This is a genomic window from Agrobacterium sp. MA01 (assembly GCF_009650195.1).
In the GTDB taxonomy this organism is placed as follows: domain Bacteria; phylum Pseudomonadota; class Alphaproteobacteria; order Rhizobiales; family Rhizobiaceae; genus Allorhizobium.
Genome location: NZ_CP045854.1, coordinates 3,878,822 through 3,903,499, shown reverse-complemented (window position 1 = coordinate 3,903,499; position 24,678 = coordinate 3,878,822). Strand labels below are relative to the sequence as shown.

General features: G+C 61.2%; 26 protein-coding genes. 23 read left to right on the top strand and 3 right to left on the bottom strand.

The window, feature by feature from the left end; genetic code table 11:
- The first annotated feature begins 37 nt into the window (after positions 1–37).
- The 5 genes from tsaD to GH983_RS18645 are packed head-to-tail and all read left to right on the top strand — an operon-like array spanning position 38 to position 3,523.
- Positions 38–1,132, top strand: coding sequence for a tRNA (adenosine(37)-N6)-threonylcarbamoyltransferase complex transferase subunit TsaD (gene tsaD / locus GH983_RS18665; RefSeq protein WP_069042866.1), 1,095 nt, complete (start codon positions 38–40; stop codon positions 1,130–1,132).
- Positions 1,129–2,118: an NAD(P)H-dependent glycerol-3-phosphate dehydrogenase gene (locus GH983_RS18660; protein ID WP_153763211.1), complete on the top strand. Its 990-nt coding sequence runs from the start codon at positions 1,129–1,131 to the stop codon at positions 2,116–2,118. The genes tsaD and GH983_RS18660 overlap by 4 nt, the downstream gene beginning before the upstream one ends.
- Before the next feature lie 22 nt (positions 2,119–2,140).
- The gene (locus tag GH983_RS18655; protein WP_054150399.1) at positions 2,141–2,434 is read left to right on the top strand and encodes a YciI-like protein; all 294 of its coding nucleotides are present in this window, start codon (positions 2,141–2,143) and stop codon (positions 2,432–2,434) included.
- Between the two features lie 5 nt (positions 2,435–2,439).
- The gene (locus GH983_RS18650; protein WP_076396834.1) at positions 2,440–2,871 is read left to right on the top strand and encodes an EVE domain-containing protein; all 432 of its coding nucleotides are present in this window, start codon (positions 2,440–2,442) and stop codon (positions 2,869–2,871) included.
- A 7-nt stretch (positions 2,872–2,878) separates the two neighbouring features.
- The gene (locus GH983_RS18645) at positions 2,879–3,523 is read left to right on the top strand and encodes a methyltransferase (protein WP_054150401.1); all 645 of its coding nucleotides are present in this window, start codon (positions 2,879–2,881) and stop codon (positions 3,521–3,523) included.
- On the opposite strand, the gene GH983_RS18640 is transcribed toward GH983_RS18645, so the two are convergent.
- Positions 3,520–3,879: a hypothetical protein gene (locus GH983_RS18640; RefSeq protein ID WP_054150402.1), complete on the bottom strand. Its 360-nt coding sequence runs from the start codon at positions 3,877–3,879 to the stop codon at positions 3,520–3,522. The genes GH983_RS18645 and GH983_RS18640 overlap by 4 nt on opposite strands.
- 286 nt (positions 3,880–4,165) lie before the next feature.
- Between GH983_RS18640 and sdhC the strand changes: the two genes are divergently transcribed.
- The 17 genes from sdhC (at position 4,166) to GH983_RS18555 (ending at position 21,520) form a co-directional block, all read left to right on the top strand.
- Entirely contained in the window at positions 4,166–4,561 is a 396-nt protein-coding gene (sdhC, locus tag GH983_RS18635; RefSeq protein ID WP_153763210.1) for a succinate dehydrogenase, cytochrome b556 subunit, read from the top strand.
- 11 nt (positions 4,562–4,572) lie between these two features.
- The gene (gene sdhD / locus GH983_RS18630; RefSeq protein WP_054150404.1) at positions 4,573–4,953 is read left to right on the top strand and encodes a succinate dehydrogenase, hydrophobic membrane anchor protein; all 381 of its coding nucleotides are present in this window, start codon (positions 4,573–4,575) and stop codon (positions 4,951–4,953) included.
- 6 nt (positions 4,954–4,959) lie between these two features.
- Entirely contained in the window at positions 4,960–6,804 is a 1,845-nt protein-coding gene (gene sdhA / locus GH983_RS18625) for a succinate dehydrogenase flavoprotein subunit (RefSeq protein WP_054150405.1), read from the top strand.
- Positions 6,805–6,819: 15 nt separating this feature from the next.
- Positions 6,820–7,599: a succinate dehydrogenase iron-sulfur subunit gene (locus GH983_RS18620; protein ID WP_054150406.1), complete on the top strand. Its 780-nt coding sequence runs from the start codon at positions 6,820–6,822 to the stop codon at positions 7,597–7,599.
- A gap of 183 nt (positions 7,600–7,782) precedes the next feature.
- Positions 7,783–8,313 carry a protease inhibitor Inh/omp19 family protein gene (locus tag GH983_RS18615; protein ID WP_153763642.1) on the top strand — a complete coding sequence of 177 codons (531 nt, stop codon included), beginning with the start codon at positions 7,783–7,785 and terminating at the stop codon, positions 8,311–8,313.
- Positions 8,314–8,373: 60 nt separating this feature from the next.
- Entirely contained in the window at positions 8,374–9,549 is a 1,176-nt protein-coding gene (zapE, locus tag GH983_RS18610; protein ID WP_054150408.1) for a cell division protein ZapE, read from the top strand.
- Between the two features lie 162 nt (positions 9,550–9,711).
- Entirely contained in the window at positions 9,712–10,674 is a 963-nt protein-coding gene (gene mdh, locus GH983_RS18605) for a malate dehydrogenase (RefSeq protein ID WP_054150409.1), read from the top strand.
- 31 nt (positions 10,675–10,705) lie between these two features.
- Complete coding sequence (gene sucC, locus GH983_RS18600; RefSeq protein WP_153763209.1) at positions 10,706–11,899, top strand: ADP-forming succinate--CoA ligase subunit beta; 1,194 nt, start codon at positions 10,706–10,708, stop codon at positions 11,897–11,899.
- A gap of 17 nt (positions 11,900–11,916) precedes the next feature.
- Complete coding sequence (gene sucD, locus GH983_RS18595; protein ID WP_006724463.1) at positions 11,917–12,819, top strand: succinate--CoA ligase subunit alpha; 903 nt, start codon at positions 11,917–11,919, stop codon at positions 12,817–12,819.
- Positions 12,820–12,982: 163 nt separating this feature from the next.
- Positions 12,983–15,979, top strand: a complete 2,997-nt coding sequence (locus GH983_RS18590; RefSeq protein ID WP_054150411.1) for a 2-oxoglutarate dehydrogenase E1 component — start codon at positions 12,983–12,985, stop codon at positions 15,977–15,979.
- 57 nt (positions 15,980–16,036) lie between these two features.
- On the top strand, positions 16,037–17,266 hold the full coding sequence (gene odhB / locus GH983_RS18585; protein WP_153763208.1) for a 2-oxoglutarate dehydrogenase complex dihydrolipoyllysine-residue succinyltransferase: 1,230 nt from the start codon (positions 16,037–16,039) through the stop codon (positions 17,264–17,266).
- Positions 17,267–17,278: 12 nt separating this feature from the next.
- The gene (locus GH983_RS18580; RefSeq protein ID WP_153763207.1) at positions 17,279–17,692 is read left to right on the top strand and encodes an MAPEG family protein; all 414 of its coding nucleotides are present in this window, start codon (positions 17,279–17,281) and stop codon (positions 17,690–17,692) included.
- Positions 17,693–17,721: 29 nt separating this feature from the next.
- Complete coding sequence (locus tag GH983_RS18575; protein WP_246727433.1) at positions 17,722–18,195, top strand: hypothetical protein; 474 nt, start codon at positions 17,722–17,724, stop codon at positions 18,193–18,195.
- Positions 18,192–18,941, top strand: a complete 750-nt coding sequence (locus tag GH983_RS18570) for an SDR family oxidoreductase (protein WP_153763205.1) — start codon at positions 18,192–18,194, stop codon at positions 18,939–18,941. The genes GH983_RS18575 and GH983_RS18570 overlap by 4 nt, the downstream gene beginning before the upstream one ends.
- 25 nt (positions 18,942–18,966) lie before the next feature.
- Positions 18,967–20,373: a dihydrolipoyl dehydrogenase gene (gene lpdA, locus GH983_RS18565; RefSeq protein ID WP_153763204.1), complete on the top strand. Its 1,407-nt coding sequence runs from the start codon at positions 18,967–18,969 to the stop codon at positions 20,371–20,373.
- A 128-nt stretch (positions 20,374–20,501) separates the two neighbouring features.
- Positions 20,502–21,002, top strand: coding sequence for a cytochrome b (locus GH983_RS18560; protein ID WP_153763203.1), 501 nt, complete (start codon positions 20,502–20,504; stop codon positions 21,000–21,002).
- A 17-nt stretch (positions 21,003–21,019) separates the two neighbouring features.
- The gene (locus GH983_RS18555) at positions 21,020–21,520 is read left to right on the top strand and encodes a DUF2867 domain-containing protein (RefSeq protein WP_153763202.1); all 501 of its coding nucleotides are present in this window, start codon (positions 21,020–21,022) and stop codon (positions 21,518–21,520) included.
- Here GH983_RS18555 and GH983_RS18550 read toward each other — a convergent pair.
- Entirely contained in the window at positions 21,501–22,592 is a 1,092-nt protein-coding gene (locus GH983_RS18550) for a TraB/GumN family protein (protein WP_153763201.1), read from the bottom strand. The two genes, GH983_RS18555 and GH983_RS18550, sit on opposite strands and share 20 nt — an antisense overlap.
- Before the next feature lie 90 nt (positions 22,593–22,682).
- Positions 22,683–23,606, bottom strand: coding sequence for a tyrosine recombinase XerC (locus GH983_RS18545; protein ID WP_153763200.1), 924 nt, complete (start codon positions 23,604–23,606; stop codon positions 22,683–22,685).
- 142 nt (positions 23,607–23,748) lie between these two features.
- Here GH983_RS18545 and GH983_RS18540 point away from each other — a divergent pair, with 142 nt between their 5' ends.
- Positions 23,749–24,645: a GNAT family N-acetyltransferase gene (locus tag GH983_RS18540; protein ID WP_371418495.1), complete on the top strand. Its 897-nt coding sequence runs from the start codon at positions 23,749–23,751 to the stop codon at positions 24,643–24,645.
- Positions 24,646–24,678 lie beyond the last annotated feature (33 nt).

Sequence of the window (24,678 nt, the reverse complement as noted above, 5' to 3'; positions counted from 1 at the left end):
CCGGTTTCTCGGCGACCGCAATCAATGAACAGGCTCCATGACATCCAAACTGCGCATCCTCGGCATCGAAACGAGCTGTGACGAGACGGCAGCGGCCGTCGTTACGCGGCTTTCTGACGGCTCGGCCGTCACCGAGGCGGATGTCGTATTGAGCCAGCTCGACGAGCACAGCGCCTATGGTGGCGTGGTGCCGGAGATTGCCGCCCGCGCCCATGTCGATGCGTTGGACACGCTGATCGAGGAAGCGCTCACGCGCGCGGGCATCACGCTCGCCGAGGTGGATGCCATTGCCGCCACGTCCGGTCCAGGCCTGATCGGTGGTTTGCTGGTGGGTCTCATGACCGGAAAGGCAATCGCGCGGGCGACGGGCAAGCCGCTTTACGCCGTCAACCATCTCGAAGGCCATGCGCTGACGGCGCGGCTCACCGATGGCGTTCCCTTCCCATACCTCATGCTGCTGGTTTCGGGCGGCCATACACAGCTCGTCCTGGTCAAGGGTGTGGGCGAGTACGAGCGCTGGGGCACGACGATTGACGATGCTCTCGGCGAGGCCTTCGACAAGACAGCGAAGCTGCTCGGTCTTCCCTATCCCGGGGGGCCTGCTGTCGAGCGTGCAGCTGCCACCGGTAATCCCAAGCGCTTTGCCTTTCCCCGGCCTTTGGTCGGCGAGGCGCGTCTCGACTTTTCGTTTTCGGGCCTCAAAACCGCCGTGCGTCAGGCGGCAGAAGGCATCGCGCCTGTCACCGATCAGGACATTGCCGATATCTGCGCCTCCTTCCAGCATGCCATTTCGCGCACGCTGAAGGATCGCATCGGCCGTGGCCTGCAGCGCTTCAAGGAAACATTCCCCGAAGTGGCCGAGCCCGCGCTGGTCGTCGCCGGCGGTGTGGCTGCCAACAAGGAAGTACGCCAGACGCTCGACACGCTCTGCGGCGAGCATCGCTTCCGCTTCGTCGCGCCGCCGCATCATCTGTGTACTGACAATGCCGTCATGATCGCCTGGGCAGGCCTGGAGCGCATGGCGCTCGGCATGCCCTCGGATGATCTTGCAGTCGCCCCCCGCTCGCGCTGGCCGCTGGACCAGGATGCCAAGGCCTTGCTTGCCTACGGCAAGCGGGGAGCCAAGGCATGAGCGGGATGCAGCGTATCGCCGTGATCGGCGCCGGTGCTTTCGGCACGGCGCTTGCGGCCGTGGTGGCGCAGACGGGCAGGGCGGAAGCCCTGTTGGTCGGTCGCGATGCCTCGGTCATGGCCGATCTCGCCGCAAGCCGAATCCATGAGGCTGCATTGCCGGGCATTCAGTTGCCTGCATCGCTGTCCTTTTCCGCACGGCCGGAAGATCTCGGCGAGGCCGACATCGTGCTCTTCGCCATGCCGTCCCAGGCGCAGATCGCGGCGGCCGAAACCTATGGGCCGTATCTGAAGCCGGGTGCCCCCGTCGTCATCTGCGCCAAGGGCATCGAGAAGCAGACCTCGCGTCTTCTGACAGATGTGCTTGAAAGCGCCCTGCCGGGTCATCCGATCGCCATGCTGTCGGGGCCTGGCTTTGCGGCGGATATCGCCAAGGGCCTGCCGACGGCGATGGCGATTGCGGCCGAGGACCTTGTCCTGGCCGAGCAGCTGGCAAAGGCGATTTCCGGCCAGACCTTCCGGCTTTACGCCTCGGACGACCGGATTGGGGTGCAGCTTGGCGGTGCGTTGAAGAACGTGCTCGCGATTGCCTGCGGCATCGTCGAAGGCATGGGTCTCGGTGATTCGGCGCGGGCCGCACTCATCGCGCGCGGCCTTGCTGAAATGTCGCGGCTCGTCGATGCGATGGGTGGACGCGGCGATACGGTGCGGGGCTTGTCGGGTCTTGGCGATCTCGTGCTGACGGCGACCAGCCACCAGTCACGCAATCTGCGTTTCGGCATCGCGCTCGGCCGTGGTGAACCCATCGGCTCCCAGCAGGGTTCGCTCGTCGAAGGTGCTTTTGCCGCAGCCGTTGCGGCCAGACTTGCCGAAGGTCACCAGATCGAGATGCCGATCACGGAAGCCGTTGCTGCGATCATCGACGGCAGACTGGACATCCCGACCGCGATCACCCAACTGATGTCACGACCGATCACCACCGAATAATAGATCCCTTAGGAGAGACACGATGCTGTTTGCCGTCATCTGCGCCGACAAGCCTGGACACCTGAACCTTCGGATGGAAACGCGTCCGCCGCATGTCGAGTGGCTGAACGGGCTCAATGCCGCCGGCCAGTTGAAGATCGCCGGCCCGTTCCTCGACGCGGACGGCAAGCCCTGTGGCTCGATGCTGATCATCGCAGCCGACGACATCGAGGCCGCCAAGGCGCTGGCAGCACAAGACCCCTATGCCAAGGCCGGCCTGTTCGAGACTGTTGAGATCAAGCCCTATAACTGGGTCTTCAACAATCCGGAGGCGTGAACGGCATGGCATTCTGGCTCTACAAGTCCGAACCCTTCAAGTGGTCCTGGGAAATGCAGAAGGCCAAGGGCGATGTCGGGGAAGAGTGGACCGGCGTTCGCAATTATCTCGCGCGCAACAACATGCGGGCGATGAAGATCGGCGACAAGGGCTTCTTCTACCATTCCAACGAGGGTCTGGAAGTCGTCGGGATCGTCGAAGTCTGTGCGCTCTCTCATCCGGATTCGACCGCCGAGGGGGATGCCCGCTGGGACTGCGTCGACATCCGCGCCGTCTGCGACATGCCGAAGCCGGTCAGTCTTAAGGATGTGAAGGCAAACGAGAAGCTCGCGAAGATGGCGCTTGTCACTTCGATGCGGCTCTCGGTCCAGCCGGTGACCGACGACGAATATTTCGAGGTCTGCCGCATGGGCGGTCTCGATAATCCGCCCGTCTGATCTCCTCGTGAAGACAGATCCTGATCGGTTCATCCTCGAAAACACCAGCGTGCTGTCGCCGCCGCATGTGCCGGAGATACGTCTGCACCTTGCAAGCGAGGTGCATGATCTCTGGATGAAAACCGAGGAGGATCTGGAAGCGATCGGTCTGCCGCCGCCGTTCTGGGCCTTTGCCTGGGCGGGCGGCCAGGGGCTCGCGCGCTACATCCTCGATCATCCGGAAACGGTGAGGGGGAAACGCGTTCTCGATTTTGCCAGCGGTTCGGGAATGGTGGCGATTGCAGCTGCCCTGTCGGGTGCAGCCGCCGTGGTGGCCGCCGATATCGATCCCTGGGCGAAATGTGCGGTGCGGCTGAATGCCGCTCTCAATGGCGTGAGCATCGATTTCACCAATGACGACCTGATCGGCCGATCCGTCGATGTCGACGTCATCCTTGCCGGCGATGTCTTTTATGAGAGCGATTTTGCCAAGGCGCTGGTCGCCTGGTTCAGCGCCACTGCGAAGGATGGATGTCTCGTCCTGGTCGGAGATCCCGGACGCAGCTATCGCCCGATTGATAATCTCGAGCCGCTGGCGACCTATGAGGTGCCTGTCACGCGCGTTCTGGAAGACAGCGAGATCAAGAAGACGACCGTCTGGCAATTTCTCTAGTTTCTTGGCCGGATCACGCAGACACCGGCCTCGAACGAGCAGGCCTCATCCGGATTTTCGGTAGAAATTTCAATGATTTTTGCCTTGGGCGCACGATAGGCAATGACTTGCGGCCTCAAGCCCCTGTCGATGGCGAGGAACACCCCGTTGCCCTTGATGCGCAGCCCCGAGACGCTGCCAACGAAGGTGCCGATGCCGGGGATGACAGACGGAAGACCGTTGCTGCCGATCACCGCCTGGCCCTGGGATTTGTAATGGCCATGGCCTCGGTCATGCCGCTCCCCGGCGAGGCCGACATCGGCGGTGGAGATGAGCGCGATGGCCGCAGCTGTCAAAACGGAACCATACTTTAGCATGCGGCAACCTCCGGGACGCAGTTAACAAATCGTTAACCCAACATGCCGCAACTGGTTGCTAAAGTCATCCATCTCAACGCTTTTTTCGTATGGAAGAATGCGGTTCGCATGGACGCTAAAGGTCTGTTCACGCGAATCGATTAAATTGAAATCGTCAAGCGAATGTGCTTGTCGTCCGGGGTTTCGAGGATTAAACGTCCCCCTGATGCAATGCCACAAACGTTATGACGCATTGCAAACAATATGTCCGGACTCTCGGACCGCATCGAGACGCCGCGAGGTTTAGATGGCGAATGTGACTAAAAACCGGCCTCTGTCGCCGCACCTGCAAATCTACAAGCCTATCCCCACAATGATCATGTCGATCCTGCACCGTATCACCGGTGCGGCGCTTTATTTCGGCACGGTCCTAGTGGCTTGGTGGCTTGTGGCAGCCTCAACGGGCGCCGAATACTTCGAGTGGGTCAACTGGTTCATGGGAACCATCATCGGCCGCCTGATCCTGTTCGGCTATACCTGGGCACTCATCCATCACATGCTCGGCGGTCTGCGCCACCTGATGTGGGATGTCGGCTACGGCTTCGACAAGCATTTCTCCACGAAGCTCGCCAAAGCAAACATCATCGCATCCGTCGTCCTGACGATCCTCGTCTGGGTCGTTGCCTATATCATTCGCACCTGAGGCACCATTCCATGGATATGCGCACTCCGCTCGGCAAGGTCCGCGGTCTCGGCTCGGCCAAGGAAGGCACCGAGCATTTCTGGCGTCAGCGCGTCACGGCCGTCGCCAACATCCCTCTGATCCTCTTCTTCGTCGGCTTTCTGGTCATGTACAACGGCCAGCCCTATGCCGAAGTGGTTGGCGCATTGTCGCACCCGCTTGTTGCCGTCGTCATGGCTCTGGTCGTGCTGTCGGCACTGATCCATATGAAGCTGGGCATGCAGGTGATCATCGAGGACTATGTCCATGCCGATATCGCCAAGCTTTTGCTTCTGATGCTGAACACGTTCTTTGCAATCCTGATCGGTGGCCTCTGTCTTTTCGCCATCTTGAAGATCGCATTCGTAGGGTAAATCAACATGGCAACCATTCATAACTTCGCCCAGACCGGCAAGGCCTACACCTATGTTGACCATTCCTACGACGTCGTGGTCGTCGGTGCCGGTGGCGCCGGACTGCGCGCGACGCTCGGCATGGCCGAACAGGGCTTCAAGACGGCTTGCATCACCAAGGTTTTCCCGACCCGTTCGCACACGGTCGCAGCTCAGGGCGGTATCGCCGCCTCGCTGAACAACATGACGCCCGACTGCTGGCAGTGGCACCTTTACGACACCGTCAAGGGTTCCGACTGGCTCGGCGACGTTGACGCCATGCAGTATCTCGCCATGGAAGCGCCGAAGGCGGTCTATGAGCTCGAGCATTACGGCGTGCCCTTCTCACGTAACGAGGAAGGCAAGATCTATCAGCGCCCCTTCGGCGGTCACATGCAGAACTATGGCGAAGGCCCGCCGGTGCAGCGCACCTGTGCTGCCGCCGACCGTACCGGCCACGCCATCCTGCACACGCTCTACGGCCAGTCGCTGCGCAACAATGCCGAGTTCTTCATCGAGTATTTCGCGCTCGACCTGATCATGTCTGATGATGGCAGCCGCTGCACCGGCGTCGTTGCCTGGAACCTTGACGACGGCACCATCCATCGCTTCTCCGCGAAGATGGTCGTGCTCGCGACCGGCGGCTATGGCCGTGCCTATTTCTCTGCCACGTCCGCTCACACTTGCACTGGTGACGGCGGCGGCATGATCGCCCGCGCGGGCCTTCCGCTGCAGGACATGGAATTCGTCCAGTTCCACCCGACCGGTATCTACGGCGCCGGCTGTCTGATCACCGAAGGCGCACGCGGCGAAGGTGGTTACCTCGTCAACTCTGAAGGCGAGCGCTTCATGGAGCGCTATGCTCCTTCGGCGAAGGATCTCGCCTCGCGTGACGTTGTCTCGCGCTGCATGACGATGGAAATCCGTGAAGGCCGCGGCGTCGGCAAGAATAAGGACCACATCTTCCTGCATCTCGATCACCTCGATCCGGCCGTCCTGCACGAGCGCCTGCCGGGCATTTCGGAATCGGCGAAGATCTTCGCCGGCGTTGACGTGACCCGCGAGCCGATCCCGGTTCTGCCGACGGTTCACTACAACATGGGCGGCATTCCGACGAATTACTGGGGCGAAGTGCTGAATGCCGACTCCAACAATCCGGAACGCATCATTCCGGGCCTGATGGCTGTCGGTGAAGCCGGTTGCGCCTCGGTGCACGGTGCGAACCGTCTCGGCTCCAACTCGCTGATCGACCTCGTGGTCTTCGGTCGTGCGGCTGCGATCCGGGCTGCTGAGGTCATCGACCGCACGTCGCCGATCCCGGCGCTGAATGTTGCCGCCTGCGACAAGATCATGGATCGCTTCGACAACACGCGTCACGCTTCGGGTCAGACCCCGACCGCTGTGCTGCGCGACAAGATGCAGCGCGCCATGCAGGACGATGCGGCCGTGTTCCGCACGCAGGAATCGCTCGAAAGCGGTTGCAATCGTCTGTCTGCGATCTGGAAGGAACTGCCGGACATCAAGGTCACCGACCGTTCTATGATCTGGAACTCGGACCTGGTCGAGACGCTCGAACTGCACAACCTGATGGCCAATGCGATCACCACGGTCTATGGCGCCGAGGCTCGCAAGGAGAGCCGTGGTTCGCATGCTCGAGAAGACTACACGTCCGGTCCGTATGGCGGTCGCGACGACGAGAACTGGCGCAAGCATACGCTGGCCTGGGTCTCGGAAGCGGGTGACGTCAAGCTCGACTACCGCCCTGTCCATACCGAGCTCATCGCTGAAGGCATCGATCCCAAGAAGATCGCGCCCAAGGCTCGCGTCTACTGATTTGAGGACCTCATCATGGTAGAACTCGCTCTCCCCAAGAATTCCCAGGTCACCGAAGGCAAGGTCTGGCCGAAGCCGGCCGGTGCCAAGAACGTTCGCGAATACCGGGTCTATCGCTGGAGCCCGGATGACGGCGCCAATCCGCGCATCGATACCTATTACATCGATGTCGACGATTGCGGCCCGATGGTTCTCGATGGTCTCTTGTACATCAAGAACAATATCGACCCGACGCTGACGCTGCGCCGTTCCTGTCGTGAAGGCATCTGCGGCTCGTGCGCGATGAACATCGATGGCACGAACACGCTTGCCTGCACCAAGGGCATGGATGAGGTGAACGGAACCGTTAAGGTCTATCCGCTGCCGCATATGCCGGTCGTGAAGGATCTGGTGCCTGATCTCTCGAACTTCTACGCCCAGCATCGTTCGATCGAGCCTTGGCTGCAAACGGTCTCGCCGCCGCCGGCGAAGGAATGGAAGCAGAGCCACGAGGATCGCCAGAAGCTTGACGGTCTCTACGAGTGCATTCTCTGCGCCTGCTGCTCGACCTCCTGTCCGAGCTACTGGTGGAACGGCGACCGTTATCTCGGTCCGGCCGTGCTGCTGCAGGCCTATCGCTGGCTGATCGACAGCCGCGATGAAGCGACCGGCGAGCGCCTCGACAATCTCGAGGATCCCTTCCGCCTCTATCGCTGCCACACGATCATGAACTGCGCCCAGGCCTGCCCGAAGGGTCTGAACCCGGCCAAGGCGATTGCCGAGATCAAGAAGATGATGGTCGAGCGTCGCGCCTGAGCCACATTGTCAAAAGAATGAGAGGCCGCCCGGGAACCGTTTCGGGCGGCCTTAATTTATCCTTATAGTGCCGGCTATCGATCGAATGTGATATGGAACTTGATTAACCATATTCGCGTAACATATCTAAAACTCAGTTGTACGGCAGGTTGCGGCAAAGGTCGCGAGAGCGGGAGTATAATGATGAAATTCAGCCATGCGGTCACCGGAGCAGCCATCCTTCTGGCGCTCGCGGGGTGCCAGCGTACATCCTACAGCAACATGAATGCTGCCAACAGCGCCCTGCCTCCGCTGCAGGCCCAGCCGGTTCCCTCGGTTCAGTCCGGCCAGCTCCCGCCGCCTGGCGCTACGGATCCGAACCAGTTCCCCGCCGCCCCCGCGACGAATACCGCTGCTGCAGTTGGCGCTGCCGGTGCGCCGGCTACCGCGCTTGACGTCACCAAGGAGTCGATGGTCGGCAACTGGCGCGTACAGAGCGCTGGCTCAAGCTGCGACATGTTCCTGACGCTCACGAACCTTGGCAGCGGCTCGCGTGGTGGCACCCGTGGCTGCGCCGGCGAACTGACGACGATGGGTTCCTGGGAAGTGGCCGGCGGCAAGCAGGTCGTTCTCAAGGACCGGAACGGCAATACAATCGGCAGCCTCTACAAGACGGCCGATGCCCGGTTCGACGGCAGCACCGCGTCTGGCCAGCCGGTCAGCCTGAGCCGCTGATCCTTCTCTCATTCCTGCGGTGGCCCGGTTAGGGCCACCCTCCCGCCGGGACATCTTCTCATGCAGCCAGTTCCTGACTACGGCTTAAGCGTCGTCGAGCAATTGCGCGCGATGACAGAGTCGGGAACACTTCAGCCCGACCGCTACCAGTTTGGCGTTGCCGAAAAGCTCGACCGGATCCTGACGGAGCTGAAGGCGCGCAAGCCGGCGGCCAAGAAGAGTGCGCTCGGCTGGATGTTTGCCCGGGCACGCAAGCCAGAGATCCCGATCAAGGGTCTCTATATCCATGGCAGCGTCGGCCGCGGCAAGACCATGCTCATGGACCTGTTCTTCCGGCTTGCACCCATCGAGAAGAAGCGCCGCGCGCATTTTCACGAGTTCATGGCCGATGTGCATGCCCGTATCCATGCCCACCGCCAGAAACTGAAGGCCGGCGAGACCAAGCAGGCCGATCCCGTGCCGCCTGTGGCGGAAGCGCTTCGCGAAGAGGCGCAGCTTCTCTGCTTCGACGAATTCACGGTGACCGACATCGCTGATGCGATGATCCTGGCGCGGCTCTTCACCGAGCTTTTTGCGCGGGGTTGCACGCTTGTGGCGACGTCGAATGTCGAGCCAGACAACCTATATCGTGATGGGCTGAACCGTGGGCTATTCCTGCCCTTCGTCGATCTGCTGAAAAAGAACGTCGATGTCTCGACGCTCGATTCTCCCACAGACTACCGTCTCGAAAAGATGGAGAGCCTACCGGTTTACATTGCGCCCCTCGATGACGCACCGAAGATGATGGACATCGCCTGGAAGCGTGTGACCGAGGGCGCCCCCGAGGTGCCTACATCAATCGAGATGAAGGGCAGGGCCATCGAAATCCCGCGGGCCGCCGGTCGGGCTGCGCGCTTCAGCTTTCACGATCTCTGCGAGCGACCACTCGGCGCATCCGATTATCTGGCGATCGCCAAGCGTTTCGACATCGTCTTCGTTGAGGGTATCCCGCATCTCGGCCCAGAAAAACGGAATGAGACGAAACGCTTCATCATTCTGATCGATGCGCTCTACGACTCCAGTGTTCGGCTGTTCGCCTCTGCCGTTGCGATGCCGGAAACTTTGCTCACGGAGAAGAAGGGCACCGAAGGCTTTGAATTTGATCGAACAGTTTCGCGTCTCTTCGAAATGCGGAGCGCAGATTATCTGGAGCTGCACCAGTCAAAACGTCAAAATCATGACGGCTCGGTGACATAATATTTGACGTTTACGTAAGAATTTTATGTTCTAACCGATTGAAATTGATACACCGAAAATTATCGTTTGCGGTTTAGACCCTTTGGAGCTATGCGGTTTGTCCACAAGGGCAGGCTAACACTCGCCCTCGGCCTTGGTCGCGGATCCAAAAGGAAGTCTACAATGGCGCGCAAGAAGATCGCTCTTATCGGTTCTGGAATGATTGGTGGAACGCTGGCGCATCTCGCCAGTCTGAAGGAACTGGGCGACATCGTCCTGTTCGACATTGCTGACGGCATCCCCCAGGGCAAGGGTCTCGACATTGCCCAGTCCGGTCCCGTCGAGGGCTTCAATGCCAAGCTTTCCGGCGCGAGCGATTACGCCGCCATCGAAGGTGCTGACGTCTGCATCGTGACTGCCGGTGTTGCCCGCAAGCCGGGCATGAGCCGCGATGACCTGCTCGGTATCAACCTCAAGGTCATGGAACAGGTTGGCGCTGGCATCAAGAAGTATGCCCCGAACGCCTTCGTCATCTGCATCACCAACCCGCTCGACGCGATGGTCTGGGCGCTGCAGAAGTTCTCGGGCCTCCCGACCAACAAGGTCGTCGGCATGGCCGGCGTTCTCGACTCTGGTCGTTTCCGCCACTTCCTGTCTGAAGAATTCAACGTTTCCGTCCAGGACGTCACCGCCTTCGTACTCGGCGGCCACGGCGACACCATGGTGCCGCTCGCTCGTTACTCGACCGTTGGCGGCATCCCGCTGACCGACCTCGTCAAGATGGGCTGGGTCACCAAGGAGCGCCTCGAAGAAATCATCCAGCGCACCCGTGACGGTGGCGCCGAAATCGTCGGTCTGCTGAAGACCGGCTCGGCCTATTATGCACCGGCTGCTTCCGCCATCGAAATGGCCGAGTCCTACCTCAAGGACAAGAAGCGCGTTCTGCCCTGCGCCGCCTACCTCACCGGCCAGTACGGCGTGAAGGACATGTATGTCGGCGTACCCGTCGTCATCGGTGAAGGCGGCGTCGAGCGCATCATCGAAATCGACCTGAACAAGGCCGAAGAAGAAGCCTTCCAGAAGTCTGTCGGCGCCGTTGCCGGCCTCTGCGAAGCCTGCATCAACATCGCGCCGGCTCTCAAGTAATTGCCATTTCGCCCAAAACAGGGACACGACAATGAACATTCATGAATATCAGGCCAAGGCTCTTCTGAAGAGCTTTGGTGCACCGGTCGCCGAAGGTGTGGCCATCTTCTCCGCAGAAGAAGCCGAAGCCGCCGCAAAGCAGCTTCCTGGCCCGCTCTATGTGGTCAAGAGCCAGATCCATGCTGGCGGCCGCGGCAAGGGCAAGTTCAAGGAACTGTCGCCGGAAGCCAAGGGCGGCGTACGCCTCGCTTTCTCGATCGACGAAGCCAAGAGCCACGCCAAGGAAATGTTCGGCAACACGCTGGTGACTGCCCAGACCGGCGACGCCGGCAAGCAGGTCAACCGTCTCTACATCGAAGACGGTGCCGACATCGCTCGCGAACTCTACTGCTCGCTGCTCGTCGACCGCTCGGTCGGCCAGGTTGCCTTCGTCGTTTCGACCGAAGGCGGCATGGACATCGAAGCCGTTGCCCATGACACGCCGGAAAAGATCCACACGATCGCCATCGATCCGGAAGCCGGCGTCACCGACGCCGATGTTGCCAAGATCTCGGCTGCTCTGGAGCTGACCGGTGCTGCTGCCGAAGACGCAAAGTCGCTCTTCCCGATCCTCTACAAGGCCTTCGTCGAGAAGGACATGGCGCTGCTCGAAGTCAACCCGCTGATCGTCATGAAGAATGACCATCTGCGCGTGCTCGACGCCAAGATGTCCTTCGACGGCAATGCGCTGTTCCGCCACGACGACGTCAAGGCGCTGCGCGACGAGACCGAAGAAGACGCCAAGGAAATCGAAGCCTCGAAGTGGGACCTCGCTTATGTGGCCCTCGACGGCAATATCGGCTGCATGGTCAACGGTGCCGGTCTCGCCATGGCGACGATGGACATCATCAAGCTTTACGGCAAAGAGCCGGCAAACTTCTGCGACGTCGGCGGTGGCGCCGGCAAGGAGAAGGTCGCGGCTGCCTTCAAGATCATCACCGCTGACCCGAAGGTCGAGGGCATCCTCGTCAACATCTTCGGCGGCATCATGAAGTGCGATGTCATCGCAGAGGGCGTTGTTGCCGCTGTGCAGGAAGTCGGCCTGAAGGTTCCGCTCGTCGTGCGCCTCGAAGGCACCAATGTCGAACTTGGCAAGAAGATCCTGAACGAATCCGGCCTCGCGATCACCGCGGCCGACGATCTGGACGACGCTGCCAAGAAGATCGTCGCGGCGATCAACGGCTAATCTGAGGAACCTATTCGATGTCAATTCTTGTAAACAAGAACACCAAGGTCCTCGTTCAGGGCCTGACCGGCAAGACCGGCACCTTCCACACCGAACAGGCGCTCGCCTACTACGGCACGCAGATGGTCGGCGGTATCCATCCGAAGAAGGGCGGTGAAAACTGGACCGGCTCCAAGGGTGAAACCCTGCCGATCTTCGCGACCGTTGCCGAAGCCAAGGAAAAGACCGGTGCAGATGCATCCGTGATCTACGTTCCGCCGGCAGGTGCAGCCGACGCCATCATCGAGGCGATCGACGCCGAGATCCCGTTCATCACCTGCATCACCGAGGGTATCCCGGTCATGGACATGGTGCGGGTCAAGGCCAAGCTCGACAAGTCCAAGTCGCGCCTGCTCGGCCCGAACTGCCCGGGTATCCTGACCCCGGAAGAGTGCAAGATCGGCATCATGCCGGGCTCGATCTTCCGCAAGGGTTCGGTCGGTATCGTCTCGCGCTCTGGAACATTGACCTATGAAGCGGTGTTCCAGACCTCGAACGAAGGTCTCGGCCAGACGACCGCTGTTGGTATCGGCGGCGACCCGGTCAAGGGTACCGAATTCATCGACGTGCTGGAGATGTTCCTGGCCGACCCGGCCACGACCTCGATCATCATGATCGGCGAAATCGGCGGCTCGGCTGAAGAAGATGCAGCCCAGTTCCTGATCGACGAAGCCAAGAAGGGCCGCAAGAAGCCGATGGCCGGCTTCATCGCCGGCCGGACTGCTCCGAAGGGCCGCACAATGGGCCATGCCGGTGCTGTCGTTTCCGGTGGCAAGGGCGATGCAGAATCGAAGATCGAAGCCATGGAAGCGGCCGGCATCAAGGTTTCGCCTTCGCCGGCACGTCTGGGCAAGACCCTGGTCGAAGTCCTCAAGGGCTGAGATCTGACGAAAATCAAGCCAGGCGAAGGGTTGGTCCGCCAATCCTTCGCCTGGACTTCGCATATCTGAGACGATTCGCAATTTTTGACGATCGCGAGCGGCAGGCCGGGCATCCGGCCATCAATTCTAGTCGGGAGGCGAGCCGAGAGGTTCGCAAAACACCATGGGTAGGCAAGAAGCCAACGAGCAGTTTCTGATCACGTCCTTCCTCGACGGATCGAATGCGGCCTATATCGAGCAGCTTTACGCGCGTTACGAGGAAGATCCCTCATCGGTTTCCGACGAGTGGCAGGCTTTCTTCAAGGCGCTGGCCGATAATCCGACCGATGTGAAGAAGGCCGCCAAGGGCGCCTCCTGGCAGCGCAAGAACTGGCCGATCGCCGAAGGTGGCGAGCTCGTCAACGCGCTCGACGGCAACTGGGGCGTGGTCGAAAAGGTCATTGAAAAGAAGGTTCAGGCCAAGGCAGAAGCGACCGCCGCTTCGACCGGAAAGTCTGTTTCGGAATCTGAAGTCCTGCAGGCAACGCGCGATTCCGTCCGCGCCATCATGATGATCCGTGCATACCGCATGCGCGGTCACCTGCATGCCAAGCTCGACCCTCTCGGTCTCGCCGCTCCGGTTGATGACTACAACGAACTTTCGCCGACCGCTTACGGCTTTACCGAAGCCGATTACAGCCGCAAGATCTTCATCGACAACGTGCTGGGTCTGGAATACGCCACGATCCCGCAGATGCTCGACATCCTGCAGCGCACCTATTGCTCGACGCTCGGCGTCGAATTCATGCACATCTCCAATCCGGAAGAAAAAGCCTGGATCCAGGAGCGCATCGAAGGCCCCGGCAAGGGTGTCGAATTCACGCCGAACGGCAAGAAGGCCATTCTGCAGAAGCTGATCGAAGCCGAAGGCTTCGAGCAGTTCATCGACGTCAAGTACAAGGGCACCAAGCGCTTTGGCCTCGACGGTGGTGAATCGCTGATCCCGGCGCTTGAGCAGATCATCAAGCGCGGTGGCCAGGAAGGTCTCGAGCAGGTTGTTCTCGGCATGGCCCATCGCGGTCGTCTGAACGTCCTGACCAACGTCATGCACAAGCCGCATCGTGCGGTCTTCCACGAATTCAAGGGCGGTTCCTTCAAGCCCGACGAAGTCGAAGGTTCCGGCGACGTGAAGTACCACCTCGGCGCTTCTTCCGACCGCGAGTTCGATGGCAACAAGGTTCACCTGTCGCTGACGGCCAACCCGTCGCACCTGGAAATCGTCAACCCTGTCGTCATGGGCAAGGCCCGCGCCAAGCAGGACCAGCTCGCCAAGATCTGGGAAGGCGATGTCATTCCGCTCAAGGAGCGCGCCAAGGTCCTGCCGCTTCTCTTGCATGGTGACGCAGCCTTTGCCGGCCAGGGTGTCACTGCCGAAATTCTCGGCCTGTCGGGCCTGCGCGGTCATCGCGTCGCCGGCACGCTGCACGTGATCATCAACAACCAGATCGGCTTCACCACCAATCCGGCCTTCTCGCGCTCGTCGCCCTATCCGTCCGACGTCGCCAAGATGATCGAAGCGCCGATCTTCCACGTCAACGGTGACGATCCGGAAGCCGTCGTCTATGCGGCGAAGGTTGCGACCGAATACCGTATGAAGTTCCACAAGCCTGTCGTCGTCGACATGTTCTGCTACCGCCGCTTCGGTCACAACGAAGGCGACGAGCCGAGCTTCACCCAGCCGAAGATGTACAAGGAAATCCGCGCTCACAAGACGGTGGTCAACATCTATGGCGAGCGTCTGATCGCCGAAGGTCTGATCACCGAGGGCGAACTCGAGAAGATGAAGGCCGACTGGCGCGCCCATCTCGAGCAGGAGTTCGAGGCAGGCCAGAGCTACAAGCCGAACAAGGCCGACTGGCTTGATGGCGCATGGTCGGGTCTCAGGACCGCCGACAATGCCGACGAGCAGCGTCGCGGCAAGACCGCCGTGCCGATGAAGCAGCTCAAGGAGATCGGCCGCAAGTTGTCGACCATTCCAGAAGGCTTCAAGGCGCACCGCACGATCCAGCGCTTCATGGAAAACCGGGCGCAGATGATCGAGACCGGCGAAGGCATCGACTGGGCCATGGGCGAAGCACTCGCCTTCGGTTCGCTCTGCCTCGACGGCCACAAGATCCGTCTGTCCGGCCAGGATTGCGAACGCGGCACCTTCTCACAGCGCCACTCGGTTCTCTACGATCAGGAGACTGAAGACCGCTACATCCCGCTCGCCAATCTGGCGCCGAACCAGGCCCGCTACGAAGTCATCAACTCGATGCTTTCGGAAGAAGCCGTGCTCGGCTTCGAATACGGCTATTCGTTGGCCCGTCCGAATGCGCTGACGCTCTGGGAAGCACAGTTCGGCGACTTCGCCAACGGTGCGCAGGTCGTGTTCGACCAGTTCATCTCGTCTGGTGAACGCAAGTGGCTGCGCATGTCCGGTCTCGTCTGCCTTCTGCCGCATGGCTATGAAGGTCAGGGTCCGGAGCACTCGTCGGCGCGCCTCGAGCGCTGGCTGCAGATGTGCGCGGAAGACAATATGCAGGTTGCCAACGTCACGACGCCGTCGAACTACTTCCATATTCTGCGCCGTCAGATGAAGCGTGACTTCCGCAAGCCGCTGATCATGATGACGCCGAAGTCGCTGCTGCGCCACAAGCGTGCCACGTCGAGCCTTGCCGAGATGGCTGGTGAATCTTCGTTCCACCGCCTGCTGTGGGACGATGCCGAAGTCATCAAGGACGGTCCGATCAAGCTGCAGAAGGATGCGAAGATCCGTCGCGTCGTTATGTGTTCCGGCAAGGTCTATTACGATCTTCTGGAAGAGCGCGAAAAGCGCGGCATCGACGACATCTACCTGCTGCGCATCGAACAGCTCTATCCGTTCCCGGCCAAGGCGCTCATCAACGAGCTCTCGCGCTTCCGCAATGCGGAGATGGTCTGGTGCCAGGAAGAGCCGAAGAACATGGGCGCCTGGTCGTTCATCGATCCGTATCTGGAATGGGTGCTCGCCCATATCGACGCCAAGTACCAGCGCGTGCGCTACACCGGTCGTCCGGCTGCCGCCTCGCCGGCAACCGGCCTGATGTCCAAGCACCTTGCCCAGCTCGAAGCCTTCCTCGAGGACGCACTGGGCGGTTGATCCGCCCAGTCACTCCCTCGCAGACCGAAACGTTCTCTGACCAACGGAATTGAGATCATGGCCACTGAAATCCGCGTACCCACCCTCGGCGAATCCGTCAGCGAAGCCACTATTGGCACCTGGTTCAAGAAGGTCGGTGACACCGTCAAGGCCGACGAGCCCCTCGTCGAACTGGAAACCGACAAGGTGACTGTCGAAGTCCCGTCGCCGGTCTCGGGCGTTCTGACTGAAATCGTCGCCCAGAACGGCGAAACCGTCGGTCTCGGCGCGCTGCTCGGCCAGATCGCTGAAGGTGCTGCCGGTTCTGCTGGTGCAGCTGCTCCGGCCCCTGCCGCCGCACCGGCTCCTGCTGCAGCCCCTGCTCCGGCGGCCGCTGCTCCGGCTGCTCCCTCGGCCATGCCGGCCGCTCCAGCTGCTGCCAAGCTCGCTGCCGACAACAACATCGCGACCGCTGATGTCGACGGTTCCGGCAAGCGTGGCCAGGTGCTGAAGGGCGACGTGATCGCCGCCATCGCCAAGGGTACGGCTGCTCCGGCTGTTGCCGCGGCCCCTGCTGCTCCGCGTCCGGCCTCTTCCGGCGACGACGCATCGCGCGAAGAGCGCGTGAAGATGACCCGTCTGCGCCAGACGATCGCCAAGCGCCTCAAGGACGCCCAGAACACGGCTGCCATGCTGACCACCTATAACGAGGTGGACATGTCGGCCGTGATGGCCCTGCGCAACCGCTACAAGGACATCTTCGAGAAGAAGCACGGCGTGAAGCTCGGCTTCATGGGCTTCTTCACCAAGGCCGTCACGCATGCGCTGAAGGAACTGCCGGCCGTTAACGCCGAAATCGACGGCACCGACATCATCTACAAGAACTACTGCCACATCGGCGTTGCCGTCGGCACGGACAAGGGCCTGGTCGTTCCGATCGTGCGCGATGCCGACCAGATGTCGATCGCCGAGATCGAAAAGGACATCGGCCGTCTCGGCAAGGCTGCCCGTGATGGTCAGCTGTCGATGGCCGACATGCAGGGCGGTACCTTCACCATCTCCAACGGTGGCGTCTACGGTTCGCTGATGTCCTCGCCGATCCTGAATGCCCCGCAGTCGGGTATCCTCGGCATGCACAAGATCCAGGAGCGTCCGGTCGTCGTCGGTGGCCAGATCGTCATTCGTCCGATGATGTATCTCGCGCTCTCCTACGATCACCGCATCGTCGACGGCAAGGAAGCAGTCACCTTCCTCGTTCGCGTCAAGGAAAGCCTCGAGGATCCGGAACGTCTGGTTCTCGACCTCTAAGGAAAGCGCACGATGGAGCCGGTATCCGCTTCCGCCTCTCCGCTGGTCCTGCTTCTTGCCTGGAGCGTGGTCCTGCTGGTGGCGCATGTCCTCCTTCAGGGCATGCTGGCCACCAAGGAGCTGGGCACGGAGTGGAATGCCGGCCCGCGTGACGACAACAAGCAGCCGGCGAGCAAGCTCGCCGGGCGCGCCGCACGGGCGTCATCGAATTTCCGCGAGACCTATCCCGCCTTCGTGGCCCTTGCCGCTGGGTTGCTGTTCACCGGTGAGACCTCGGGCCTCGGCCTGACCGGTGCCATAGTCTGGTTTGTCGGGCGCATCGTCTATTATCCGCTCTACCTGGCAGGTATTCCCTATATCCGCTCGCTCGTCTGGACTGGCGCCACGGCCGGCCTCGGCTTGATGTTCCTCGCACTGGCGTTTTGAGGTGAGGCATGGGCGCGTCGTCGAGAGCAATGGTTCTTCTTGCCGCGCTCGCGCTGTCTGATGCGGCTATGGCCGCCGATTGCCGGATTGAAAAAGCCACCTACCGCGAAGCCGAAACCGGCGTCGAGCTGGTCTTTGCTGCTGCCAGCGGCGAGAATACGCCTGTTTCCCACGGGTTCAGCACCGAAATAAGTACTTTCAAGCTCAATGGTCACGTCATGTTCGATCCCGAAATCGAGCGTCCCATCGGCATGCTGATGAACAATTGCCCCGAGGGCGACGTAACCGGGGCAACGATTGCTGCCTGCACCGTCTGGGAGGGCATCGTCTACGGGATCGACGAGGCGACCGGCCATGTCGATCTCCTGCCGCCGGAAGGCGCCGACGCGCCCGATGCACTTCTCCTGCCCGGCTTCGGCCCCTCCATCATGTCGTCTGCTGTCGGCAAGGGGATGAGCAGCGCGCCCTGGGATGTTTTCGAATTCAAGGGATGCGCCTCATGACCACCCGTCCCATCCTTCTCGTCACCGGCGGCAGCCGCGGCATCGGCGCTGCCGTCTGCCGAAAGGCCGCAGCGCAGGGTTATGACCTGCTGGTGAACTATCGCTCGGACCAGACTGCTGCCGAGGCCGTTGCGGCCGATTGCCGAAAGCATGGCGCCAAGGCAGAGATCGTGCAGGGTGATACCGCCACCGAAGAGGGCATCGTCGCGATCTTCGCCGCCGCCGATCTCCTCGGACCGCTCCATGGTCTCGTCAACAATGCCGGCGTCGTCGATGTCACCGCGAGGGTCGAGGAATTCGATCGGGCGCGGCTCGACCGCATGTTCGCCGTCAATGTGATCGGCAAGATCCGCTGTGCCACGGAAGCGGTGAAGCGCATGTCGACGAAACATGGCGGGCAGGGAGGTGTGATCGTCAACATCTCCTCCATGGCCGCTGTGATCGGCAGTGCAGGACAATATGTCGACTATGCCGCCGCCAAGGCTGCGGTGGATACCTTTACTGTGGGCTTGTCCCGCGAAGTCGCGACCGAGGGCATCCGGGTCAATGCCATCAGGCCCGGGATCATCGATACCGAAATTCATGCATCCGGCGGATTGCCGGACAGAGCGCGCGATCTCGCACCCATCGTTCCGATGCAAAGGCCCGGAACGGCCGACGAAGTGGCCGACAGCGTTCTTTATCTCCTCTCGCCTCAGGCATCCTATGTCACGGGTGCCCTCTTGAATGTCAGCGGCGGTCGGTAACCGTCGAAAACGAAGGAAGCTTCCCATGTCTTATGATGTCATCGTTATCGGCTCCGGCCCCGGCGGCTATGTCTGCGCCATCAAGGCGGCCCAGCTCGGCATGAAGGTTGCCGTGGTCGAAAAGCGCGCGACCTATGGCGGCACCTGCCTCAACATCGGCTGCATCCCCTCCAAGGCCCTGCTGCACGCCTCGGAAGTCTTCCACCACGCCGCCCATGGCATGGCTGATCTCGGTGTCGAAGTCGGTGCGCCGACGCTCAACCTGTCGAAGATGATGGCGCACAAGGACGCGACCGTGAAGTCGAACGTCGAGGGCGTCGCCTTCCTGTTCAAGAAGAACAAGATCGACGGCATCCAGGGCACGGGCAAGATCCTCGGCGCCGGCAAGGTTGAGGTCACCAACGACGCGGGCGAAGTCCAGGTCCTGGAAACCAAGAACATCGTCATCGCCACCGGTTCCGACGTCGCCGGCATTCCGGGTGTTGCCGTCGAAATCGACGAAAAGGTGATCGTGTCCTCGACCGGCGGTATCGCGCTCGACAAGGTCCCGGCCAAGATGATCGTCGTCGGCGGCGGTGTCATCGGCCTTGAACTCGGTTCGGTCTGGTCGCGCCTCGGCGCCAAGGTCACCGTCATCGAATATCTCGACACGATCCTCGGCGGTATGGATGGCGAAGTCTCCAAGCAGTTCCAGCGCATCCTTGCCAAGCAGGGCATGGAATTCAATCTCGGCGCCAAGGTTACCGGTGTCGTGAAGTCGGGTGAGGGTGCTAAGGTCACCTTCGAGCCGGTCAAGGGCGGCGAAGCGCAGACGCTCGACGCCGATGTCGTGCTCGTCGCCACCGGCCGCAAGCCCTACACGGCGGGTCTCGGCCTCGAAGAAGCGGGCGTTGCCCTCGACAACCGTGGTCGCGTCGAAATCGACGGCCACTATCGCACCAATGTCGCCGGCATCTTTGCGATCGGTGACGTGGTCAAGGGGCCGATGCTTGCTCACAAGGCCGAAGACGAAGGCGTGGCGCTTGCCGAAATCCTCGCCGGCCAGCATGGCCATGTGAACTACGAGGTCATCCCCGGCGTCGTCTACACCCAGCCGGAAGTCGCTTCCGTCGGCAAGACCGAGGAAGAGCTCAAGGCCGCAGGCGTCGCGTACAAGGTCGGCAAGTTCCCGTTCACGGCCAATGGCCGTGCGCGCGCCATGCAGGCCATGGACGGCTTTGTGAAGGTTCTGGCCGACAAGGACACGGACCGCGTTCTCGGCGTTCACATCATCGGCCTCGGCGCTGGCGAAATGATCCACGAAGCTGCCGTGCTCATGGAATTCGGTGGTTCGTCGGAAGATCTGGGCCGCACCTGCCACGCCCACCCGACCATGTCGGAAGCCGTGAAGGAGGCCGCACTCGCGACCTTCTTCAAGCCGCTGCACATGTAAGGCGTCAGACCTAACATAGGTCAATTATTATATTTCGGTAAGGTTGAAGGCCGTCGCTTGTACCCCAGGCGGCGGCCTTTATCATGTGTGGTCAGTGCCTCCCTTTGCTCCTCCCGAAAGGCAAGACCATGGCCCATGTCGCACCCGCCTCCTATTCCATCCCACAGAAGGCCCTTCACTGGCTGATGGCCCTGCTCATTCTCTTCAATCTCATCTTCTCTGATGCGATGGAGGAGGTGGCTGAAGCCTACGAACGCGGGGAGGTCCCTTCGCCTGAGGACCTGACCTTCGCCAATATCCATGCCTATGTCGGGATTGCCGTTCTGTGTCTCGGGCTTGTGCGCCTGGTGATCCGCTTCACCCGAGGGGCGCCGCCGGCGCCGGCTGAGGAGCCGCCGATCCTGGCAGTCGCTGCGAAGCTGGCGCATGGTACCTTCTATGCCTTGTTCTTCCTTATCCCGCTCAGTGGCATCGGCGCCTACTACTTCGGCAACGAAACCGCAGGCTTCGTGCATGGCGGCCCGCTGAAGAGCCTCATGTGGCTTTTGATCGCAGTGCACATCCTGGCGCTTCTGGTACACCAGTTCTACTGGAAGACGCCGATTGCCACCCGCATGACGCCGGGGTGATCGCCAAGGGGGACAGTATGGGTGTTGTGGTCGAACAGCGTGTCGTGCTCCCGCATCCTGACCTTGCCAATGCCGATTGGGCCGACAGCTACAGTGTCCGCCTCGATCGAAACGATCTCGTTCCGATGGAGGTTGCGAGCGAGCTTATGGGGCGGGCGCCGCGCTGGGTCGGCGCTCTGCTCAAGATCCGGAACCTGATCGTCGGTCTCTTCGGCTTGAAATCAGCAGAGTTAGAGTTGACCGGTCAGGATCGCATCGGCGGCTTTCCGGTTCTGGCGCAGGATGAACAGCATGTGCTGCTTGGCTTCAACGATAAGCATCTCGACTTCAGGATCATCGTCGCCGTGGAGCCGGAGGGCGCCGGGCATCAGCATGTGTCGCTGACGACGCTCGTCAAGCGGCACAATCTGTTCGGCCGGATCTACATCCTCTTCGTCACGCCGTTCCACAAGCTGATCGTGAAGACCTTCCTGAAGCGCTTTGCCGCTTCGAAAGACCCTAGCCGCCGATCCGCGTAACGGTGTAGCCCTGGCCGCGCAGCAATTCGACCAGACCTTCTTCGCCCGGCAGATGCAGCGCGCCGACGGCGATAAAGGCGTTTCCTTTTTCCAGGTGCTGCTTGCTACCTTCGGCCATGACCAGGTTGCGATCTCGAACGATGCGGGTCTCGAAGGCGGCATAGGCGCTTTCGTCTTCACCGGCGGCGGTGGGGGCGACGACTTTCAGCAAGGGCATGGTCATGCCGATGTCACCGGCGAGATAGAGCTCCGTCATGGTTTCAATGACGTCTTCCATCTTGTCGCCGAGTTCGATCGTTTCGATCAACGCCTTGAAATGAAAATCGACCGGCAGGTCGGCCATGGCTTCCAGCTGCTCGACCAGCGTTTCAAGGCCGGCAACCGGCTTGTCCGCAGCCACGGCATCTTCGGCGATCTTCTTGTCCAGGAAGGAGGCGCCTGCTGCCTTGCGGGAAAGTTCGCAGGCCGGGAGCGCCACGAAGCTCGCCAGGATCCATGGCTTCATCTTGGCGACGGCACCTAGCGCCAGGCCACGCTGCTTCAGCCCGGCTTCCAATCGCTGGAGTTCTTCAGCGTCAAGATGGTCCTTCACCGACTTGCCATCGGTGAACATTGTCAGTTCGGGATGCATGAGCAGCGAAGCGGCGGCCTTCTGCTCGTTGAGGATCTCGTCTGATTCGATGACGACCACATCCGCTGCTGCAGCCGCTTCGCGGGCGCCGTTCGGCATGGTCAGAACGCGGGGATCGGTGACATGCATGGTGCCGAGCAGGTAGGAGGGCTGCAGGCCTGCCTTCTCAACCTTCCAGAAGATCCCCTGGCCATTCGGTATTTTGGCGGCTTCGGCGCGGATCTTCGCGAGCTCTTCCGGCTTTTCCTTTTCCATCGCCACGAGCAGGTTCTCGCCATGGCAGGCGACATCGGAAGCGCGCGCCGGGCTGACTGCAAGGAGAGTGGCGAGCAGGAGGACGACGAGGGCGAGCGGCAGCACGCCTGCGATCCAGAGACCGATTTCAGACGGCGAAAGGCGCGGCAGGTGCGGCCGCAGCGAGAAAAGGCGATGCGCGTTCATGTCGTCTCCTGTCAGAAGTCCGGAGAATAGAAGCGATCGCCCTCACGTTCGATTAAGGATCTTGGTTAACGCGGGTGCGATCGAGACACGTCAGGCGCGGGGATGGGCGCGATCGTAGATGTCCAAAAGCCGTGCGCTGTCGACACCGGTGTAGATCTGTGTGGTCGAGAGGCTCGCATGGCCGAGCAGCTCCTGGATCGTCCTCAAGTCGCCGCCGCTGCCGAGAAGATGGGTTGCGAAGGAGTGGCGCAGGGCATGGGGTGTGGCTGAATCCGGCAGGCCAAGTGCCGAGCGCAGCTTCTGCATCTCGCGTTGGATGATTGCTGACTGAAGCGGGCCGCCCCGGGCGCCACGAAAGAGGGGAGCGCCGGGTTCCAGATGATAGGGGCAGAGCTTGTAGTAGTTTTCCACGGCCTCCATGACGACAGGAAGCAGCGGCACGAGCCGCATCTTGCCACCTTTACCCTTGATGCGCAGGCTCTTCGGCCTGCCCTCGAATACCTCGGGCGTCAGGCCAAGCGCCTCGGAGATACGCAGACCGCAGCCATAGAGAAGCGAGAGCACCGCTGCATCGCGCGCCGCGATCCAGGGCTCTTCGTTCATCTGCGTGTCCACGGCGACCACTGTGAGCGCCTGGCGGCCGCTGAGTGGCTTGGGCAGGGATTTCGGCTGCTTCGGAGATCGGATCGCGCTTGCACCTGCGGCATTGACGAGGCCCTTGCGCTCCAGATGGCGCAGGAAGGAGCGGAGGCCCGCCAGATGACGGCCAAGCGACCGGGCGCCTGCCCCTTCCTTGCGGCGATGGGCCAAGAAGCCGCGCAGGTCGGCCGGGCGCAGCGCCTTAATATCGTCGATCTTCACGGTGCCGCCGACATGGGCGGAGAGGAACTGCAGGAATTGCCGCGTATCCCGCTCATAGGCATCCAACGTGTTGGCGGACAGGCGGCGCTCAGCGCCCAGGCTCTCCAGCCAGGTGGCACGTTCGCCAAGAAGTTTTTCGTCTGCCGGGATCAATTGGGCGCCTTTTGCGTTTTTGAGTGTTGACCACCCGGCTCACGATGGCGCGGGAGGGTTAACGAAAGACGAATATCGGGGCTGTCATGACCGGATCACAAATCGCTGCCAGAACCCCTCTGGAACTCTGGCGAGGTAAATGCTGATGCGCCGCTCTCCCGTCTCCACTTTCGCGAGCGTCACCGACACCCTGTCGCTCCTGTCTCACGGGCGCCCCGGACATATCGTCGACACGCTGATCGCCGAGCGCGGTCAGAAGCTCGTCGAGCATCCCCTTTGGCCCGTCATGCGACCCTTTCTTTATAGCGTGCTGCGCTATGACAAGGCGATCCAGTTCGCCAATGATGTCGCTAGTCTTCCGGGTCCGCAGGTCTTTGACTACCTGAGCGCTGCGCTGCGTCTCGATATCCAGGTGCGGCATGCCGACCGCATGCCCCCATCCGGCGGCTTCATCCTGGTCAGCAACCATCCGACGGGGATCGCCGACGGGGTGGCGATGTATGATCTGCTCAAGGATCGCCGTCCCGACATGACCTTCTTTGCCAACCGCGATGCGGTCAGGGTCAATCCGCGTCTCGCCGAGATCATCATTCCGGTCGAATGGCGCGAGGAGCACAAGTCGAAGCTGAAGGCGCGGGAAACGCTGAAGCTCACCACGCGGGCCGTGGAAGAGGGCAGGGCGACCATCCTCTTTCCCTCGGGCCGCATCGCCTATTGGGATGAAGGCAAGCTGAACGAGCGGCCCTGGAAGACGTCTGCGATTTCGCTTGCGCGCAAATACAATCTGCCGATTCTGCCGGTGAACATGAAGGCGCGCAATTCCGGCCTGTTCTACTGGTTCGCCCGCTGGTCGACAGAACTGCGCGACATGACCGTCTTCTACGAGCTTCTCAACAAGCGCGGCGGTCGCTTCGATTTCACCGTCGGCAATCTGATTCCGGTCGAGGCTCTCGACGGCGATCCCGCCGAGGTGACAAAGGCGCTGGAAGACTTCACGGTCCATCGGCTGCCGGCCGATCCCGACCGCAGTTTCCGCTGATCTCTCCCCTTACATAAAGCCTGTTTTCTTTCC

Excerpts from the sequence above, each read along its gene's own strand:
- tsaD (WP_069042866.1), top strand. The coding sequence starts at position 38 with ATGACATCCAAACTGCGCATCCTCGGCATCGAAACGAGCTGTGACGAG.
- GH983_RS18660 (WP_153763211.1), top strand. The coding sequence starts at position 1,129 with ATGAGCGGGATGCAGCGTATCGCCGTGATCGGCGCCGGTGCTTTCGGC.
- GH983_RS18655 (WP_054150399.1), top strand. The coding sequence starts at position 2,141 with ATGCTGTTTGCCGTCATCTGCGCCGACAAGCCTGGACACCTGAACCTT.
- GH983_RS18650 (WP_076396834.1), top strand. The coding sequence starts at position 2,440 with ATGGCATTCTGGCTCTACAAGTCCGAACCCTTCAAGTGGTCCTGGGAA.
- GH983_RS18640 (WP_054150402.1), bottom strand. The coding sequence starts at position 3,879 with ATGCTAAAGTATGGTTCCGTTTTGACAGCTGCGGCCATCGCGCTCATC.
- sdhC (WP_153763210.1), top strand. The coding sequence starts at position 4,166 with ATGGCGAATGTGACTAAAAACCGGCCTCTGTCGCCGCACCTGCAAATC.
- sdhD (WP_054150404.1), top strand. The coding sequence starts at position 4,573 with ATGGATATGCGCACTCCGCTCGGCAAGGTCCGCGGTCTCGGCTCGGCC.
- sdhA (WP_054150405.1), top strand. The coding sequence starts at position 4,960 with ATGGCAACCATTCATAACTTCGCCCAGACCGGCAAGGCCTACACCTAT.
- GH983_RS18620 (WP_054150406.1), top strand. The coding sequence starts at position 6,820 with ATGGTAGAACTCGCTCTCCCCAAGAATTCCCAGGTCACCGAAGGCAAG.
- GH983_RS18615 (WP_153763642.1), top strand. The coding sequence starts at position 7,783 with ATGAAATTCAGCCATGCGGTCACCGGAGCAGCCATCCTTCTGGCGCTC.
- zapE (WP_054150408.1), top strand. The coding sequence starts at position 8,374 with ATGCAGCCAGTTCCTGACTACGGCTTAAGCGTCGTCGAGCAATTGCGC.
- mdh (WP_054150409.1), top strand. The coding sequence starts at position 9,712 with ATGGCGCGCAAGAAGATCGCTCTTATCGGTTCTGGAATGATTGGTGGA.
- sucC (WP_153763209.1), top strand. The coding sequence starts at position 10,706 with ATGAACATTCATGAATATCAGGCCAAGGCTCTTCTGAAGAGCTTTGGT.
- sucD (WP_006724463.1), top strand. The coding sequence starts at position 11,917 with ATGTCAATTCTTGTAAACAAGAACACCAAGGTCCTCGTTCAGGGCCTG.
- GH983_RS18590 (WP_054150411.1), top strand. The coding sequence starts at position 12,983 with ATGGGTAGGCAAGAAGCCAACGAGCAGTTTCTGATCACGTCCTTCCTC.
- odhB (WP_153763208.1), top strand. The coding sequence starts at position 16,037 with ATGGCCACTGAAATCCGCGTACCCACCCTCGGCGAATCCGTCAGCGAA.
- GH983_RS18580 (WP_153763207.1), top strand. The coding sequence starts at position 17,279 with ATGGAGCCGGTATCCGCTTCCGCCTCTCCGCTGGTCCTGCTTCTTGCC.
- GH983_RS18575 (WP_246727433.1), top strand. The coding sequence starts at position 17,722 with ATGGTTCTTCTTGCCGCGCTCGCGCTGTCTGATGCGGCTATGGCCGCC.
- GH983_RS18570 (WP_153763205.1), top strand. The coding sequence starts at position 18,192 with ATGACCACCCGTCCCATCCTTCTCGTCACCGGCGGCAGCCGCGGCATC.
- lpdA (WP_153763204.1), top strand. The coding sequence starts at position 18,967 with ATGTCTTATGATGTCATCGTTATCGGCTCCGGCCCCGGCGGCTATGTC.
- GH983_RS18560 (WP_153763203.1), top strand. The coding sequence starts at position 20,502 with ATGGCCCATGTCGCACCCGCCTCCTATTCCATCCCACAGAAGGCCCTT.
- GH983_RS18555 (WP_153763202.1), top strand. The coding sequence starts at position 21,020 with ATGGGTGTTGTGGTCGAACAGCGTGTCGTGCTCCCGCATCCTGACCTT.
- GH983_RS18550 (WP_153763201.1), bottom strand. The coding sequence starts at position 22,592 with ATGAACGCGCATCGCCTTTTCTCGCTGCGGCCGCACCTGCCGCGCCTT.